This is a genomic window from Delftia acidovorans SPH-1 (assembly GCF_000018665.1).
Classification (GTDB): domain Bacteria; phylum Pseudomonadota; class Gammaproteobacteria; order Burkholderiales; family Burkholderiaceae_C; genus Comamonas; species Comamonas acidovorans.
Genome location: NC_010002.1, coordinates 4,601,428 through 4,617,208 on the forward strand (window position 1 = coordinate 4,601,428; position 15,781 = coordinate 4,617,208).

The following is a 15,781-nucleotide window of genomic DNA, read 5'->3' on the forward strand; positions in this document are numbered from 1 at the left end:
CGCTGCCCTTAGCTTTGCAAATAATCCCGCAGCCGCGCCGCGAGCGCTGCCAGATATGGAACCTGCTCAGACGCGTTGTCGTTGAAGTGTTGCAACTGCTGAACGAGCGCGTTGTAATCCTCCTCAAATCGCGCCCGCTTTTCGTCTTGCCAGGTGTCTCCGAGTGAAGCAAAGGCACCGTTAAGATTGCCGACAGCATCGTTGAGCGAATCAATAAATTGTTGTAACGAATATGCGAAGCGCTCAAGTTCTTCTGGATCGCCGATTGCTTGTGCCATTACCAATACCCTCCATCTTCTGTCGAAGAACTTTGTGTCACAGAGTTCTGTTTATCCTGGCGTGCTTCGATTGTGGCCGGCTGGATGTCAATGGTGCTCGCTTCAGGTACATTATTTGGCGTCTGTGACTTCGTGCGAATGGTCACCGACATGGTGACAAACTTGAAGAAGTCACGTAGCTGCTTGGCGTTCTCTGCGTAGAAGAGGCGATTCGAGGTGCCTTCGATAAATTTCCCAAGTACCGCCTCGTCAGCATCAGCGCCTATCGCCATTGCCAAACGGTCACATTTTGCAGAGCGTCCGTCGCTAATAAACGCGTTCAGAGGTTTTTCCCACGCATCATTAGGCCCACCATCAGAGACCAATACGACCGTTGGACGATACGCACGCGAAGGAATGACATCTTTGTCTTCGATCATCGCTTTGGCCATTTGCAATGCCGTGCCAAGCGGAGTCATGCCGCCAGCTGAAAGGTCCTGCCAATGAATATCGCTGGCGCTGGCAAGCGGCTGATGCAGCGCTACCTGAGAACCGAAAGTGATGATCGCAACATGGATTTCAGTTTCACCGTTCTCGGTGTCGCTGAACGTATCCAACATATCGCGAACGGCATCATTCACATTGCGGATTTTCTCTCCGCTCATGCTGCCGCTGACATCGAGAAGAAGCACGACTGGTAGAGGCTTCGCTTTCGGTGCCGTGAATTTCGACGGGTCGAATGGGATATTGCTCATATAAAAACTCCTTTATTCAAAGCTACGGTGTCCGCTCGTGTGCATGACGAAAACTTATCGTGCCGTCGCGACGGCAGAACCTACCCCTTTGCCGCCTCGGTCAAAAGATCACCAACCGAGCGCGCAACCACATACCGGGCTGGGTTCTCGCCGCCCTCCAGCGCAGTGAAATGCGCCTTGCCGCATTCGATCTTGGCGCTTTCCTTGTCGCGCATATCGTCGGTGAACAGGCTGCTCTTGGTTTCCACCACAAAATACAGGTGCTGAGTGCCGTCTTCTTCCACCAACACGGCCCAGTCGGGGTTGTAGGTGCCCAGCGGCGTGGGCACTTTGAACCAGCCTGGCAACTTGGCGTAGAGCTTGATGGCGTCGTTCTTCTCCAGCCCATCGGCGAAATCCCGCTCAGTGGTCGAGTCGTACACCACGTGCTCGTAGATCGACTTCTGGGTATCCAGCAGCATGTTCTTGAGATAGCCGGTGAGCTCTTCCTTCTCGAACAGCTCCTGCGCATAGACATGCTGGTCACCCAGCTTCTGGTACTTGATGCCATCGACCAGGGCCAAGCGCTTGCAGCGGTTGATGGTTTCGGCAGTCAATTCGATGAACTGCTGCGGATTGCGTTTGAAGTCGTTCAGGCGACCGCTTCCCGTCAGGATGCTGACGATGGTGCGCCGGGTGAGCTGGGTGCGATCCTGAAGGTCGGTCAGCAAATCCGGCAGCTCAATATCCGCCTCGTCCAGCACCACGGTCGCCGCGCCCGCTTTCTCCGTCGCGGCGACACCCGCCTTGCCGATAGAGATGTCGGCCTTGCGCCATTGCAGTCGTGCTTTGGCAATCACCGGGGCCTTCTGCAACGCTGCGATGCAATCCGTCACCAACTTGGCGTTATCGAACTGCACGCGGTACGTTGTTTGGTGCTTGATGCGGTCCCACAGTGCCTTGAACTCGTCACTCAGATAAACGGCCTTGCCATCCTTGCCCTTGCGCAGCGGCACTTGCCTGCGTTCATCGGCATTTTTGATATCGAGCCGGCCCGACACCTTGCGCAGCACTTCAGCAATCTGGGCCTTTTGCGCATCAAACTCGTCCGGCAGTTCCAAGGTGCCGTTCTTCAGCGCCGTTTTCAGTGAATCCTGCACCTTGCCTTTGGCATCTATATGGCCGGCGGCTTTCAGGTGCTCCCACAGTGCCTTTGATTGCTCGATGCCCAGCGGTGCGGCGTGCCCATCAGCGCCAGTCACGGCAATGGCGGCAAATTGGTGCTGCTCCACGATGCCAAAGCGGATGCCTGTGTCTTTCTCGATTTCCTTCTGCAGGTTTTCGGCAAACTGTTCGTAGTTTTCCGTGGCCACCACGGTCAGGGTGTTGACCTCAAAGCCGCGTACCCGCTCGCCATCCTGGTTGACGCACAGACGCAGGCCACGGCCAATGGTCTGGCGGCGCTCGCGCTCGGTCTGGATGTCGCGCAAGGTGCAAATCTGGAACACGTTGGGGTTGTCCCAGCCTTCCTTGAGGGCGGAGTGGGAGAAGATGAACTTCAGCGGCGTACCGAAGGACAGCAGCTTCTCCTTCTCCTTCATGATCAGGTTGTAGGCGCGTTCGGCATTCTCCCGGTTACCCGCATTGTTCTCGGCGGTGTCAGTCCAGCCGCCTTTCTTGTCGATGGAGAAATAACCGTTGTGCACTTCTTCGGCGGCGGACTCCAGGTCGATCTCGGCAAACAAACTCTGGTAAGCCGGCAACTTGGCGGCACGGCGATATTCCTCCTCGAACATCTGCGCATACACACCCTTGACCGGCTGGCCGTCCGCATCGTACTGACGATATTTGTCCACCGCGTCGATGAAGAACAGGCTCAACACCTTGATGCCCAGCGGGCGCAGGTGCTTCTCCTTGTCCAGGTGTTCCTTGATCGTGCGGCGGATCATCTCGCGTTGCACGGCAAGCGCATCCACATCACCGTGGGCTTGGCCAGGTTGCAAAAACACCTCGCCACCGGGGTAGCGCAGCTCCATGAACGCTTCGCCCTTGGCCGTGTTGATCTCGCCGACGCGAAAATCGGCATAGATCGCGCGGCCATCGGCGCTCTGCTGGAGGTCGTCGCCGTCGCTGACCGTCACTTCAGCCCGCTGCACACCAGTGGCGGTCTGTTTATCTAGCTCGACCTTGGCGCTGATGCGGCCGCGCTTGTTTTCCACCTTCACCAGGCGCACAAAGGGCCTGTTGTGCGCGTCCTCTACCGTGGCCGACGCCACCTCGATCTGCTTGACCAGTTTGCGCTCGTAGGCATCGACGGCATCGAGGCGAAATACCATGTGGTGCTTGTCCACATGGGTAGCGGAGTAGCGCAGCGTGCAGAGCGGGTTCATGGCGTCCAGTGCTTCCTTGCCACGGCCTTCCATGCCGCCGTCCACGCTTTGCGGCTCATCCACGATGATTATCGGCCGGGTGGCCTTGATCAGGTCGATGGGCTTCTCGCCGCCGGTTTTCTCGCTCTCTTTGTAGAGGTTGTTCACATCCTTCTTGTTGATGGCGCCCACCGTCACCACCATGATCTGGATGTTGGAGCTCGTGGCGAAATTGCGCACCGGCCCCGGCTTACCGGAGTCGTATAGGAAGTAATCGAAGGGTACGCCCGCGTAGAGCCCCTTGAAGTGTTCCTCGGTGATCTGCAGGGTTTTATAAACACCCTCCTTGATCGCCACTGAAGGCACCACGATCACGAACTTGGTGAAGCCGTAGCGTTTGTTCAGCTCGAAAATCGAGCGCAGATACACATAGGTCTTGCCGGTGCCGGTCTCCATTTCCACAGTGAAGTCGCCCGAAGTCAGCGAACTGGAAGGCGGCAAGCCACCGCGCAACTGGATGTCCGCGAGGTTCTTGAGCAGTTCATCGTCCAGCAGGGTCAAGCGGTTGCCAACGCCAAGGTCGGACTGCGCCACGCCCAGTGACATCTGCACGTCATCGGGCAATTTCATGGTCACCGTGAATTCGGTGCGGCAGACCTCCTGACCACGGAAAAGATCGCATACAGCCTCGATGGCCTGCATCTGGTAGTCGAGGTTGGGCTCGAAGTGCAGTTTCATGGCAAGCCCCCTTACAAGCTGCGCACGTTCTGGATGCCGTGTTGCTCCAGAATGGCTGCGAGATTGGTTTTGGCCACGTCATCGGCAAAGGCGCTGTCGCGGAACACGCAGGTGGTGTCACCGGCAGGGGCCAACGCCTTGTGCCAGCCGATGATGCCCTGGGCGAGCGGCTCTACCTGTTCGCGGGTGATGGTCTCAGCCAGGCACGCCAGCAGCACGCCGCCGCCAATGGCATGGACGTGAAGGCCTTCGATATTGCGCTGTTCGATGGGCACACACAGATCCAGCCCCAACTTGAGCAGCAGTTCGTAAAGCACATCAGCCTCGCTGCGACCTTCGAGCAGATGATCCTGATGGTCGAATAGTGTGGCTTCCAGATCGTCTGGTTTGGGATTCCAGACGCGGATATTGGAGGTGTCGAGCTTGAAGACGCGGAAGCCGGTGTCGCCCTGCCAGCCAGAGCTTTCAGCCTTAATCTTGGTGCCTGCGCGGCGTAAGCGCTCTTTAGTGAGTTCTGCGATAGAACGAGGCTTGGTGATCTGGTCGCAGAATTCGGCTGCATTTTTCTGCCCCTTATCCTCCGGATCGAGATACTGGGGGAGTTGAACAAGAATAAATCTACGGTTTCCTTCATCTAAGAAATTCTGTGCCATTACTGCATGACCAGTTGTTCCAGTTCCAGCAAAGAAATCAAGAATGATGTCCTGAGGAGACGTACCAATTGTTACAAAGTCACGAATTAATGAGCGAGGTTTTGGAGGGCTATCGAACACATTGCTTCCCAGCAACGATGAAATTTCGGCCGTTCCATTACTACTACTGTACTCAGGCTTGTAGAGAATCGATTTGGGCTTGCTGGTTGGGAGGTCGCCGAGAGTGGCTCGTTGTTTTTTGTAGATATTCTTTCCTGACCTACCTTCAACAACAATCAAGTTAAAGTTTTCATCGTTTATTTTCTTTTTGCTCCACGTCCAAGAGAGCTCTTCGCCTGCCTCTGAAACTGGCCATAGAGTTAAATCTGAACCTGAGCGAGGCTCATCATCAAGCGTCGCGTAGACTTCACCCTTTTCGTCAATAAAGACTGGAAACCACCCGTTAGGACGGCGCTCCCTCGATGCATCCTGCCCTGTCCGCCTTAAAGTGTCAGCGCGCTTGTAGAGGCCACGCTCATCTTCCAGCCAATCATCTAGCGATTCCTCTGACACTGGAAGTTGAAAAACCACACATTTTTCTTTATTCCGAGCATAAACAACTGTAAATTCATGAGTATCCGCGAAAGCGAAGGCATCGTTATTGCCTTTCAGATTCATGATAGTCGGCAGTAAGCCGATGAAGTTCTCTTGACCAAAAACTTCGTCCATAATTAGCCGCAAGTTAGTGGCTTCAGAAGAGTCAATGGAGATAATTATTAATCCACTATCGAGAAGAAGATTTTTTGCCAGCTTAAGTCGTGGATACATCATATTCAGCCAGTCGGTATGAAACCGCCCGCTGGCCTCGGTATTGCTGCTAATTCTCTGCCCACCTTCTACCTGTCCGGTCAGTTCCAGATAGTTCTTGATGTTGTCCTGAAAATTGTCCGGGTACACAAAATCCTTGCCGGTGTTGTACGGCGGGTCGATATAAATCAGCTTAACCTTGCCGGCATAGCTCTTTTGCAGCAGCTTGAGCACTTCAAGGTTGTCGCCCTCGATCATCAGGTTCTGGGTGGTCTCCCAGTCCACGCTGTCTTCCGGGCAGGGGCGCAAGGTGCCGGTGCTGGGCGTCAGCGCCAGTTGCCGCGCGCGGCGTTTGCCGTGCCAGTTGAGGCCGTACTTCTCATCGGCGTCGGTCACGCTGGCATCACCCACCAACGCCTTGAGCACGTCCACATTCACCGCCACGCCGTCCGCGCCTTCGGTAATCAATTCCGGGAACAGGGCCTTGAGCTGTTCGATATTTGCCGCCACCAAGTCGGCGGACTGGGCTTCGGGGCTGGCTGCCGTGAGTTTTTCCATGGTCTTCTCCGTCATTCGTTCAATCTTCAAAGTTGTCGGCGCGCAGCGGCCAGTTCGGCCTGGATGCGCTTGAGCGTCAGGTTCAGTTCTACCTGGCGCGCCAGTTGTTTTTCCTTGGTGGCTTGCGCTCGCAGGCGGCCGATCTCGTTCTCCAGCCGCTCACAATCAGCCAGCGCCTGCCAGCGGGCAGCCGCTTGTTCCGGGGTTGTGTCAGCCTGGTAGGTTCCCGTCAGCCGTGCCGCCTGCAAGGCCCACACGCGCTCCATCCAACCCTGATAAAGGGCATGCAGCGTGGTCTGGGGTTGGCGTGCAATCGACAGGGACTGCACGAAGGCGCGCTCGATTTCGGGGGCTATTGCGTCTTCCACTGCGGCGGTATCTTCGGTTGCGTGGGGCAGCGAGGCCAACACGGGGTCGCCGTCGAGCACGACCTTACCTGCCTCGTTCTGCGCCCAGCGTTTGTGCGCCAGCGAGAGGGTCAGTGCCTGGCCTTGCACAAGCAGCAACACGGGATACGGCACGGCCCGATGCATCAATTCGGCAAGGCGAGCGAGACTGGCGGGCTTGACGGTGCCACGCAGGGTCAAGCCAAGCACGGTGACTTCCAGGTATTCACGCTGCGCGTCCCGGTAGCTGGGTACGCCAATGGTGTTGGGCTTGAGTGCGGCAAGCCACTGGATTTCTTCAATGGCGTCCGTGATCAGGCGCTTGTCGGATGCCGTGGGCGCACCGTTCTCCAGCAACAGCTTCTTGGGAACCCGCTGGTCTACCCGTGCGCTGTCGGGCAGTTGTAAAGCATCAAGAAGCGCGCGTGATGTTGCCATTGTCATGCCGCTTCATGCTCGGGCAGCACCACCAGAAATGCCACCACCTCGAAGTCGTCACTACCAGCGAACTCGCCCTTCATGGCGTGCGTGCCGCCAGGTGTGAAGAGGCTGGCAACGGCCCGTTCCTCATGCTTGCCGGCGACGGATGCCACGGCCGCCGCGAGCAGCTTCTGGGCGTGGCGCATGTCCTCACCGCTTTTTGTCGCCTTGTCGAAGCGCGCGCAGGCACTGTCATCCGGCCGTTCTCGCCCCAGCGCCAGGCGCTTGAGGCGATCCAGGATGCGCTTGGCCTGCGGGTAGGGCAGCAATACGTGGCCGTCATCGCCGACATGCACCAGGTAGTGCGGCGCGAGCGGGTAGTCGGACGACGCGGCGGATTTTGCCGTCGGGCCGCAGGCTTGCAGGCAAAAGATCACGCCAGGGGGAATGTCGGCATCCAGCGTGGTGGTGACCGCAAAAGCCCCCAGCGGCTGGGTGTCCAGCTTGCCGGGGTGGCTTTTAAGGAACTGCGCGAGGTCGATGCGGAAGTCGGTCAGGGTGAGGTCGGTGATCGCCACGCCGGTGGACAGATCTTCCATGTCGATCACCGTGTCCTGCAGCTTGAGCAGTTGCTTGCGCCGGTACTCCAGATCGTTCATGGCGTTGCCGGACTGCTGTTCGATCAGGTTTTCTTCGCCGGTGGCCGAGACATCGAGCAGCACCATGCGGCCGCTGACGCGCTGTTCCAGGTTGATGTATTCCTCCAGCTCCATGTTGGGCCAGAAGTTCACCAACTGGATGCGCTGGTTGGGCGAGCCGATGCGATCGATACGCCCGAAGCGTTGGATGATGCGCACCGGGTTCCAGTGAATGTCGTAGTTGATCAGCCAGTCGCAGTCTTGCAGATTCTGCCCTTCGGAGATGCAATCGGTGGCGATCAGCAAGTCGATCTCGCCTTCACCCGCCATGTCTTGCGGGCGCTCCTTGGCGCGCGGGGCGAAGGCCGAAAGCACATTGCCCATGCTTTTGCGCAGGCCCGGCAACGTGACCTGGATGCCGGCGCTGCCGGTGACGACCGCCGCATGCATGCCCAGCGTATCCCTGGCCCAGGGGGCGAGCTGGGCGTAGAGGTAGTGCGCCGTGTCCGAGAAGGCGGTGAACACGATGATCTTGCGGTTGGCTTTGCCATCGTGGCTGTTGATGGGCTGGGCGCATTTGCGGGCAATCATGTCGCGCAAGGCTGCCAGCTTGGCATCGCGAGCGGCATCCACTTGGCGCGCTGCCGCCAGCAGGGTCGCCAGGCGGTTGCGGTCTTCCAGCAGATCCTGCTTCCAGCGGATCAGATCCACATCGCCCAGCAGCACCTTGACCTTGCGACCGACCAGCAAGGCTTCGAACGCCGGGTCGTCGATATCGACGTCGGCAATGTCGATTTCCTCCAGTGCTTCGGCATGGGATTCGATGCGTGCCAGTGTGTTCTCTACATCCTTGAGTTGGCGCTGCACGGTCAGGGTGAAGGCCGATACACAGCTTTCCATGCGTTTGAGCACGTTCACGCGCAGCAGGTGGATCAGGCTTTCCTCACGATCCGCCTGGCGGAAGAAACCTTCGCCGCCACGCACCTGGGTGCTGTATTTGGCGTCGTAGGCCGCCTGCTTGTGGGGCAGCACATAGCGCAGCGGCGCGTAGCTGGCGAGCGTGAGCCGACGGATTTCCTGGTTGATGTCGCGGATGGCACGGAATTCGCCCGCAAGGTCCACGTCGGCCTTGATGTTGATGGGCGGCAGTCTGTCAGGGAAGCGGCCGGTCTCGCTGGTACCGTAATACTTCTCAACATGCCGCCTGGAGCGGGCAATGGTGAGATGGTCCAACAGGGTGAAGTAGTCGAACCCCAGCATTTCTACCAACTGACTGGGGGTCTTTTCAGCTTCGTCCAGCGCCAGCCAGCGATTGAATTGCGCCTGCGCCTTGCGGGTCGTGGCCTCGATGCTGGCGATGCCATGCTCCATCAGGGCGGCGTCATCGCCTTCGGTGGCAAAGGCAATCTGGTTGCGCAGGTCGGCCAGGCGATTGTTCACCGGCGTGGCCGAGAGCATCAGCACGCGGGTCTTGACGCCTTCACGGATGATGCGTCGCATCAGGCGGTCGTAGCGCGATTCCTTGCCCTTGTGCGTGGCCTTGTTGCGGAAATTGTGCGACTCGTCGATCACCACCAGGTCGTAGTTGCCCCAGTTCACATGAGACAGGTCGATGTCACCCGACAGGCCGCCATCGCGCGACAAATCGGTGTGGTTGAGCACGTCGTAGTTGAACCGATCAGCCGCAAGGATGTTGCGCTTGTCGTTGGCCTTGTAGAGCGTCCAGTTGTCGCGCAGGCGTTTGGGCGCCAGCACCAGAACGCGGTCGTTGCGCAGCTCGTGATACTTGATGATGGCCAGAGCTTCAAAGGTTTTACCCAGCCCTACACTGTCGGCGATGATGCAGCCGCCAAAGCGGTTCAGCTTGTCGATGGCACCCACCACACCATCGCGTTGAAACTTAAAGAGCTTTTTCCACACCACGGTATTACGGATGCCAGTGGCAGACTTGACGATGCGCTCCTCGTCCATCTCGTCACCGCTGTCCTGAAACAGGCGGTGCAGCATCAAGGTGTAGATAGTGAACGGGTCACGGTGTTCGCCAAGGGCTCGCAACGCCTCAAGAACGGATTCGTGCTCTTCTTCCTGACCCTCGGGGTCGGTTGAAGCAGCAGTTTGCAAGGCTGCCCACTGGTGATCGAACCATTGGGCGAGCTGCGCGGCTTCCTCGGCCGTTTCTGACGCCTGAATCAGGTTCAATGGATTGCCTGGCGTCAGGCCAAGGCCAGATGTGTTGAAGGCAAAGGAGCCCAGAACCACTTGTGCAGGTGTCCCATCCGGGCTGCGCAAGACAGCAGCCCCCTGTGGCACCGACCTCGATGCCCGCCGGAGCGCTACTTTTCCACTGATCCATTTCGCGCACTGATTGGCCAGCCAACGTGCCTGCAGACGATTGCGCGCAGCGCGGTCGCCCTCCGTGCCCAGGAGTTCGAGCGCCTCATTATCGGGAGGCACGATCAATTGGACTCGATCCAGAGCGGACAACGCCTCCCGGATTTCTGCGAAGGCGTAGAGAGAAAACGAAGGCGTTACACAGTCGAGTCGGTTGCCGTGTTTGAGGTTGGGCCTCATCAAGTCGATGACGCGCTGTGTTCCGGTGTTTTGGATCAGCTTCATGGTCGCTTCCGTTCAGTCATCAATCGACGTTTCTGCGCTTGGCGGCGCATACCCCGGCGCCAGCACCGCATTGCGCACGCCGTAGATCGCCAGATGGTCTTTCAACCAAAGCCGGTACTCCGGGCCGCGCAGGCGATGGTCGGGGGAACAGTCCACACTCCATTTGCGCAGGATGTAGCCCGCCGTGGCGGCGCGCAGCTTCATGTGCAGCGCACCACCCTGCATGCCGTAGTCCATTTCGGTGATTTCTGGCCGAGGCTGGTCGGGATGAGGGACCAGCTCCAGCTCGACAATCCGGGTCCACTGGATGTCTTGATCGCTCATCTCGTGGGACTCTACGGGCTGCCCCTTGCGCACCACAGGGCGCTTGATCCGGGTGAGGACGAAATCGCGGAACTCCTGCGATTTGCGGTCGAAGGCGCGCACGTGCCAGCGCAGGCCGTTGTCGATCAGCGCGAACGGGACGATCTCCCGCGCGGTGCGACCGCTGGAGATGGAGTGGTACTCGATGCCGAGCGGGCACTCGTAATGAATGGCCCGAGTGACGCTCGCCAAGATTGCCAGGTCAGGGTGAGTGAGCCGGGACGGGCTCTCGCTGGCCACCCACGCCTTGATGTGCATCGGTTCACCGTCGCCAAACCCCTGGGTCAGCCACGACAACACCCGCTCGGGTGGGAAATCGAAGATCGGCTGGAAGCTCGAACCCAGGACGTAGAACTTGCCTTTGCCGTCGTAGTCGATATTGCCCGGAGCCAAGTCCTTGTACAGCGCCAGATCCCTGGACGCGGCAGCGGACTGGATACCAAAACGCGCGACCAAGTCCTGGCGGCGCATCTCCCCAATGAAGCGCAGACGCAATTCCACGAACGCGAGGCGGTCACGCTGTGGCTGGGTGAGATTGGCAAGCTGTTGGTGGGGCATCCTGACTGGCTCGTTCGGGTTAGCGAATGCTCGTGTAAATTTCTGCAGAAAGTATATGGTCTGTGTGGAAAGACGTCTATAAATCTAAGTTGATTCACTAGTTAGCTGCATTATGATAACCATTTTTGAGGCGCAAATGAGTGATCCGGCGTGGACTGGCAGGCGCTTCAGTCCAGCGCAGCGCGCCAGGAGTGACGTGGACTGGACGTGCATCCAGCAGGTCACTGCGGACGAGAGCTGGTGCGAATAGATCGCTGATACGGAACAGGAGCACGACCCATGGAACTGCGACACCTTCGCTGCTTTGTGGCTCTCGCAGAAGAGCTGCACTTCACACGGGCCGCAGAGCGCCTGCATATCGAACAGCCACCCTTGTCCCGCGCCATCAAAGAGCTTGAGGATGATCTGGGTGTGGTGCTCTTCGAGCGCAACCGCCGAGGCACGGTACTGACCGAGGCGGGAGCAACGTTCCTGCAAGATGTGCGCAGAGTGTTCGCCGTCCTCAAACAGGCTCAGGAGAACGTACAGGCGGTCGCTGCGGGCCTGAGCGGAAGCCTTCGCATTGCCGTATCCGACGGTGCAATCGATCCCAGGCTGTCGGCCCTCCTGGCCCGCTGCCGCGAGGAAGAGCCGGAGATCGAGATTCGCCTGTCGGAAGTGCCGTTAGCCGATCAGTTGCGTGGTTTGCGCTCAGGCGACTTCTCGATCGGGTTTGCGCACACGGCGGAGGTCGGCGACGGCATCGTTACCGAGCCACTCTGGCACGATCCGCTGGTGGTTGCCGTGCCCGCCCGGCATCCTTTGCTTTCACACAAGGCTGTTCCGCTGCATCAGCTTGCGATCTACCCACTGGTCTTATGCGATCCGCAGGTATGCGAAGGCTACTATCGTGAACTGGCGCGGCTGCTGCGGCCTTTGGAGCGTCCACCCGACGTCGCCGAGCACGTGTCGTCATTGGACATGATGCTCACCCTGGTCGGTGCCGGCTACGGGGTAGGCTTCATCACCGAAACCAGGATCGCGGCGAGCCTGCGCCCCGACGTGGTGATCCGCCCTCTGGCCATGGATTCCGCAGTCATCACGACCTACTTGCTACGGCCCGCCGGCGAGGACTCGCCGGTGTCGGTGGAGCGATTCATCGCGCGCCTGCGCGAGCACTCGGGCGATTGATGCGGCGGCAAGGGCCGTAACTGAAGTTCGCGGCCGCTTATGGCGAGCCTTGCAGCTCACTGCCAGAGTTGAGGTTTTTTTCAGTCGCCGCCATCAACTCGCTGGCGCTGATCCCGAGCGCGGTAGCAATTTTCAGTATCAGGGGAAGCGTAGGCACATGCTCCCCGCGCTCGATCTTGCCCATGTGCGAACGCGATATTCCAGCCTGAAATGCAAAGTCGTCTTGAGCGACGCCTTGCGCGACGCGAGCGGCACGCACGGCCCGCCCGAAAGCTAATGCTGGTTCGGATTCATAGGTGGGTGTGCCAGGTGGACGACCTGGCTGAATAGTAAGCTTCTGCATCGACAGAAGCGTCAAACAAACCTCTTAAATTAACCACGTTAAACATATAGACGTTAAAGTTCTCTCTTTACTATGATGCTGGTTTTCCCTTGACCCGCTTCGTCGCTTCTGTGGGTTCTCCATGGACAACCTCACCAGCCAACCCGCCCACCTCAGGCTTGCGATAGCGCCAGGCGTATCGTCATCGCAGCTTTCGGTGCTACTCGCGCTGCAACGTGCCGAAGAACCCGAGGTCAGCATCGCGTTCTTTGAGGTTGCTGGTGACGAGTTGCTTGATGGACTCCGTGAAGGCCGCTATGACGTAGGGCTGTCGCTTCAAGGGTCGAGCGATCCGGCCATCCAAACCCAGCCCTTGTGGATTGAGCACATGGCCGTTGCGATACCGCTGAGGCTTCCCTTGCTTGAGCAGGCATCGCTCACCATCGCCGACCTCCAGAACTATCCGATCTTTCGCTGGGAGGCTGAGACCTGTTCTTCGCTGGATCGTCGGCTGCTCGCGCGTCTGCCTGCTGACCCGCAGAACCTTCAGTACGTGACTTCCTTCGAGATGATGGCGCTATGGGTTTCTGCCGGCTACGGTGTCGGGGTATCCGCACAATCGCGTATCAAGCACGCCCCTGGATGGGGAGTCAGCATGCGACCACTGGACGACGGCCCCTACGAAATCGTGGCGCACCTGCATAGGCCCCAGGGGCAAGCGAACCCTGTTTCCGAACGGTTCGAGCGCAGGGCACTGCAGATCGCAAAAGCGCTCCCTTCCTGATCGCAGTGGCTGTCGGTAGCTGCCAGCAGAAGGCGGTGGATTTATGCCTTTCGCCAAGAGGGGTGATGTGGTACATTCAGAGGCCACTTCTGGTTTTAATAACCAGAAAAAATCTTTATTAATCAATGGGTTGGCTGCCTTGGGTGATTCCCTTCGCCCGCTCCAGATTTCCTGGAGCAAAGCCCATCAGTCCCGGATACACATCCGCCACCGATATCCCACGGACCGCCTTCCGCGCGGGCCCGATCTCTCCCGCCTCCGACCTCTCCCCCGCTTTTCTCCGCGACATTTTTTCGCTCCCCCGCGACGGATCCGTGCTGCCCGCGCGTTGAACGCAATAAGGCCGCCTGATGTGGCCGATGCAGGAGTCTTTCATGTCCTCATTGCGTTTGACCGTTCGCCGCGCCGTCCGTCCGCTTGCGCTGGCGCTTGCCGCCGGCAGCCTGGCCGCGCTGGCCGGCTGCGTGGTAGCGCCTGTTGCGCCCGTGGCGCCCGGCCCCTATGTGGTGCCGCCGGGCGTCGCCTATGTGGCGCCTGCCTATCCGATGCCCGGCGTCGGCTTCGTGTGGCAATACCACCCGCGCTACGGCTGGGGCTGGCACCATCCGGTCTACGGCTGGCATCGCGGCTGGCGTTGAGCCGCGCGACACTGGCTGACCCCGCCACTACACCGATGCCCTTTGGCTGAAATCGATGACCCGGATGCCGACCTGCTGGCAAGACTGGCCCGCGGTGAGCCGCAGGCCGCCCGCGAACTGGTGGAGCGCAAGCTGCCACGCCTGCTGGGTCTGGCCCAGCGCCTGCTGGGCAACCGGGCCGAGGCTGAAGAGGTGGCGCAGGAAGGCCTGGTGCGCGCCTGGCAGCAGGTGGGCCACTGGCGGCCGGGGCAGGCCCGCTTTGACACCTGGTTGCATGAGGTGGTGCTCAACCTGTGCCGCGACCGGCTCCGCCGGCGCGCGGTGCGGCGCGAAGAAGCGCTGGACGAGCACGCCGAAGCCGCCGCCTTCGCCGACCCCGGGCCCACACCGGAGCAGCAGCTGGACCACGCGCAGCACAGCGCCCGGGTCGCCGCTGCCCTGGATGCATTGCCGCCGCGCCAGCGCGAGGCGCTGGTGCTGCACTACTACCAGGCGCTGCCCCAGGCCGAGGCGGCAGCACTCATGGGCGTCTCCGTGGATGCCCTGGAAAGCCTGCTGGCCCGTGCGCGGCGCAGCTTGCGCGCCCGCCTGCAGGACGCAAGCACGAGCGCAATCGCCGCACCCGCAGACCCTGGAGGATCACCGCCATGACGCCAGATCGCTTTGAACAATTGGCCGACGCCTGGGGCGCCGACCTGCGGCGCTGGCCGGCACAGGAGCAGGCGGCGGCACGCGCGCTGATGGAACAGCCGGCCTTTGCGCCTGCGGCCCGGGCCTTGCTCGCCCGTGCGAATGAACTCGACGCGCTGCTCGGCAGCCATGCCGTCGCGCCCCCCAGCGCAGCGCTGGCAAGCGCGGTACTGGCCGGTTTGCAAGCTCGCCCAGGCATGGCGAATGCGCCAGGCCAACCATCGCCGCATGCATGGCCGCAGCCCCGTCGTACCGCGCCCGCACGGCCGGTGCGCGCCAGCGGCCGCAAGCCCTGGCATGGCTGGTGGTCCGGCGCCAGCATCGCCGGTGCGGGCCTGGCCGGTGTGGCCGCAGGCGCCCTGGCCATGGCCTTGCTGATAGGCACGGCCTTGCCCACGGCCCGGCCGGCACAGTCCGAAGGCGGCTGGTGGCCGGGCACCGCCTTCGACACGGGCGGCGCCTTGGTGGAAGGAAGCGAGGAATGACGATGAACGAATCCCCCATCGGCGATGCCCCCCGCACGACGCACCTGCGCCGCTGGCTGTGGGCCTCTGCCCTGCTGAATCTGTTTCTGGTGGGCGGCATTGCCGGTGGCACCTGGCGCTGGTGGGCGCACCAGGCCGAGGCCAGGTCGGTAGCCACGTCCACGCAGACAGGAACACCCACCGGAGCACCGGCGGGCAGCTCCCCGGCCACTGCGCGCGGACTGCGCTTTGCCGCAGACGGCCTGCCGCCCGAGCGGCGCCAGGCTTTCCGCACAGGACTGCGTGAAGTGCGGCGCGAGGCTGCTGCGCTGACCCAAGGCAGCCGCGAAGGCCGCGCCGAGGTGGTTCGCCTGCTGGCTGCGCCGCAGTTCGACCGCGCTGCCGTCGAGGCTGCATTGGCACGTACCCGGGCCGCCGACACGGCGGTGCGCGAGCGCGTGGAGGCGCACGTGGTCGACTTCGCGGCCCAGCTCACGCCGGCCGAGCGACAGACACTGGTGCAGGGGCTGGCAGCGCAGCAAGGCCCCTTCCATGTGCCCGCATCTCCGGCCAGGCGCTGAGGAGCACAGGACACGCCTGCCACGCCCGCCACGCCCGCCGCGCCCGCGATTTTTCG

14 protein-coding genes are annotated in these 15,781 nt (G+C 60.4%); 6 read left to right on the forward strand and 8 right to left on the reverse strand.

The genetic code is table 11. The features are described from left to right. Positions 1-8: 8 nt before the first annotated feature. The 7 genes from DACI_RS21180 to DACI_RS21210 all read right to left on the reverse strand — a co-directional run bounded on the left by DACI_RS21180 (position 9) and on the right by DACI_RS21210 (position 11,076). Positions 9-278, reverse strand: coding sequence for a WXG100 family type VII secretion target (locus DACI_RS21180; RefSeq protein WP_012206006.1), 270 nt, complete (start codon positions 276-278; stop codon positions 9-11). Further along, positions 278-1,012, reverse strand: a complete 735-nt coding sequence (locus DACI_RS21185) for a vWA domain-containing protein (protein ID WP_012206007.1) — start codon at positions 1,010-1,012, stop codon at positions 278-280. The genes DACI_RS21180 and DACI_RS21185 overlap by 1 nt, the downstream gene beginning before the upstream one ends. 80 nt (positions 1,013-1,092) lie before the next feature. Beyond that, on the reverse strand, positions 1,093-4,098 hold the full coding sequence (locus tag DACI_RS21190) for a type III restriction-modification system endonuclease (RefSeq protein WP_008266576.1): 3,006 nt from the start codon (positions 4,096-4,098) through the stop codon (positions 1,093-1,095). Between the two features lie 11 nt (positions 4,099-4,109). Next, a complete protein-coding gene (locus DACI_RS21195; protein WP_012206008.1) occupies positions 4,110-6,095 on the reverse strand; it encodes a site-specific DNA-methyltransferase in 1,986 nt (661 codons plus the stop codon). 26 nt (positions 6,096-6,121) lie between these two features. Next, a complete protein-coding gene (locus tag DACI_RS21200) occupies positions 6,122-6,925 on the reverse strand; it encodes a DUF4391 domain-containing protein (protein WP_012206009.1) in 804 nt (267 codons plus the stop codon). Then, the gene (locus tag DACI_RS21205; RefSeq protein ID WP_012206010.1) at positions 6,922-10,155 is read right to left on the reverse strand and encodes a helicase-related protein; all 3,234 of its coding nucleotides are present in this window, start codon (positions 10,153-10,155) and stop codon (positions 6,922-6,924) included. Before DACI_RS21205 ends, DACI_RS21200 begins: the two co-directional genes overlap by 4 nt. A 12-nt stretch (positions 10,156-10,167) precedes the next feature. Then, a complete protein-coding gene (locus tag DACI_RS21210) occupies positions 10,168-11,076 on the reverse strand; it encodes a WYL domain-containing transcriptional regulator (protein WP_012206011.1) in 909 nt (302 codons plus the stop codon). Between the two features lie 279 nt (positions 11,077-11,355). Here DACI_RS21210 and DACI_RS21215 point away from each other — a divergent pair, with 279 nt between their 5' ends. Further along, complete coding sequence (locus DACI_RS21215; RefSeq protein ID WP_012206012.1) at positions 11,356-12,246, forward strand: LysR family transcriptional regulator; 891 nt, start codon at positions 11,356-11,358, stop codon at positions 12,244-12,246. A 37-nt stretch (positions 12,247-12,283) separates the two neighbouring features. Here DACI_RS21215 and DACI_RS21220 read toward each other — a convergent pair whose 3' ends face one another. Then, positions 12,284-12,589, reverse strand: coding sequence for a helix-turn-helix domain-containing protein (locus tag DACI_RS21220; RefSeq protein WP_012251119.1), 306 nt, complete (start codon positions 12,587-12,589; stop codon positions 12,284-12,286). 121 nt (positions 12,590-12,710) lie between these two features. Here DACI_RS21220 and DACI_RS21225 point away from each other — a divergent pair, with 121 nt between their 5' ends. The 5 genes from DACI_RS21225 (at position 12,711) to DACI_RS21245 (ending at position 15,725) form a co-directional block, all read left to right on the forward strand. Then, entirely contained in the window at positions 12,711-13,352 is a 642-nt protein-coding gene (locus DACI_RS21225; RefSeq protein ID WP_012206014.1) for a substrate-binding domain-containing protein, read from the forward strand. Positions 13,353-13,726: 374 nt separating this feature from the next. Then, a complete protein-coding gene (locus DACI_RS21230) occupies positions 13,727-13,990 on the forward strand; it encodes a hypothetical protein (protein WP_012206015.1) in 264 nt (87 codons plus the stop codon). 42 nt (positions 13,991-14,032) lie between these two features. Next, entirely contained in the window at positions 14,033-14,641 is a 609-nt protein-coding gene (locus DACI_RS21235; RefSeq protein ID WP_012206016.1) for an RNA polymerase sigma factor, read from the forward strand. Further along, positions 14,638-15,165, forward strand: coding sequence for a hypothetical protein (locus DACI_RS21240; protein WP_012206017.1), 528 nt, complete (start codon positions 14,638-14,640; stop codon positions 15,163-15,165). Before DACI_RS21235 ends, DACI_RS21240 begins: the two co-directional genes overlap by 4 nt. Positions 15,166-15,167: 2 nt before the next feature. Then, complete coding sequence (locus DACI_RS21245; RefSeq protein ID WP_252980559.1) at positions 15,168-15,725, forward strand: periplasmic heavy metal sensor; 558 nt, start codon at positions 15,168-15,170, stop codon at positions 15,723-15,725. The last annotated feature ends 56 nt before the right edge of the window (positions 15,726-15,781 follow it).

Coding starts and splice junctions, on each gene's coding strand:
- DACI_RS21220 (WP_012251119.1), bottom strand. CDS start 12,589: ATGCAGAAGCTTACTATTCAGCCAGGTCGTCCACCTGGCACACCCACC.
- DACI_RS21230 (WP_012206015.1), top strand. CDS start 13,727: ATGTCCTCATTGCGTTTGACCGTTCGCCGCGCCGTCCGTCCGCTTGCG.
- DACI_RS21185 (WP_012206007.1), bottom strand. CDS start 1,012: ATGAGCAATATCCCATTCGACCCGTCGAAATTCACGGCACCGAAAGCG.
- DACI_RS21240 (WP_012206017.1), top strand. CDS start 14,638: ATGACGCCAGATCGCTTTGAACAATTGGCCGACGCCTGGGGCGCCGAC.
- DACI_RS21245 (WP_252980559.1), top strand. CDS start 15,168: ATGAACGAATCCCCCATCGGCGATGCCCCCCGCACGACGCACCTGCGC.
- DACI_RS21215 (WP_012206012.1), top strand. CDS start 11,356: ATGGAACTGCGACACCTTCGCTGCTTTGTGGCTCTCGCAGAAGAGCTG.
- DACI_RS21200 (WP_012206009.1), bottom strand. CDS start 6,925: ATGACAATGGCAACATCACGCGCGCTTCTTGATGCTTTACAACTGCCC.
- DACI_RS21180 (WP_012206006.1), bottom strand. CDS start 278: ATGGCACAAGCAATCGGCGATCCAGAAGAACTTGAGCGCTTCGCATAT.
- DACI_RS21190 (WP_008266576.1), bottom strand. CDS start 4,098: ATGAAACTGCACTTCGAGCCCAACCTCGACTACCAGATGCAGGCCATC.
- DACI_RS21210 (WP_012206011.1), bottom strand. CDS start 11,076: ATGCCCCACCAACAGCTTGCCAATCTCACCCAGCCACAGCGTGACCGC.
- DACI_RS21205 (WP_012206010.1), bottom strand. CDS start 10,155: ATGAAGCTGATCCAAAACACCGGAACACAGCGCGTCATCGACTTGATG.
- DACI_RS21195 (WP_012206008.1), bottom strand. CDS start 6,095: ATGGAAAAACTCACGGCAGCCAGCCCCGAAGCCCAGTCCGCCGACTTG.
- DACI_RS21225 (WP_012206014.1), top strand. CDS start 12,711: ATGGACAACCTCACCAGCCAACCCGCCCACCTCAGGCTTGCGATAGCG.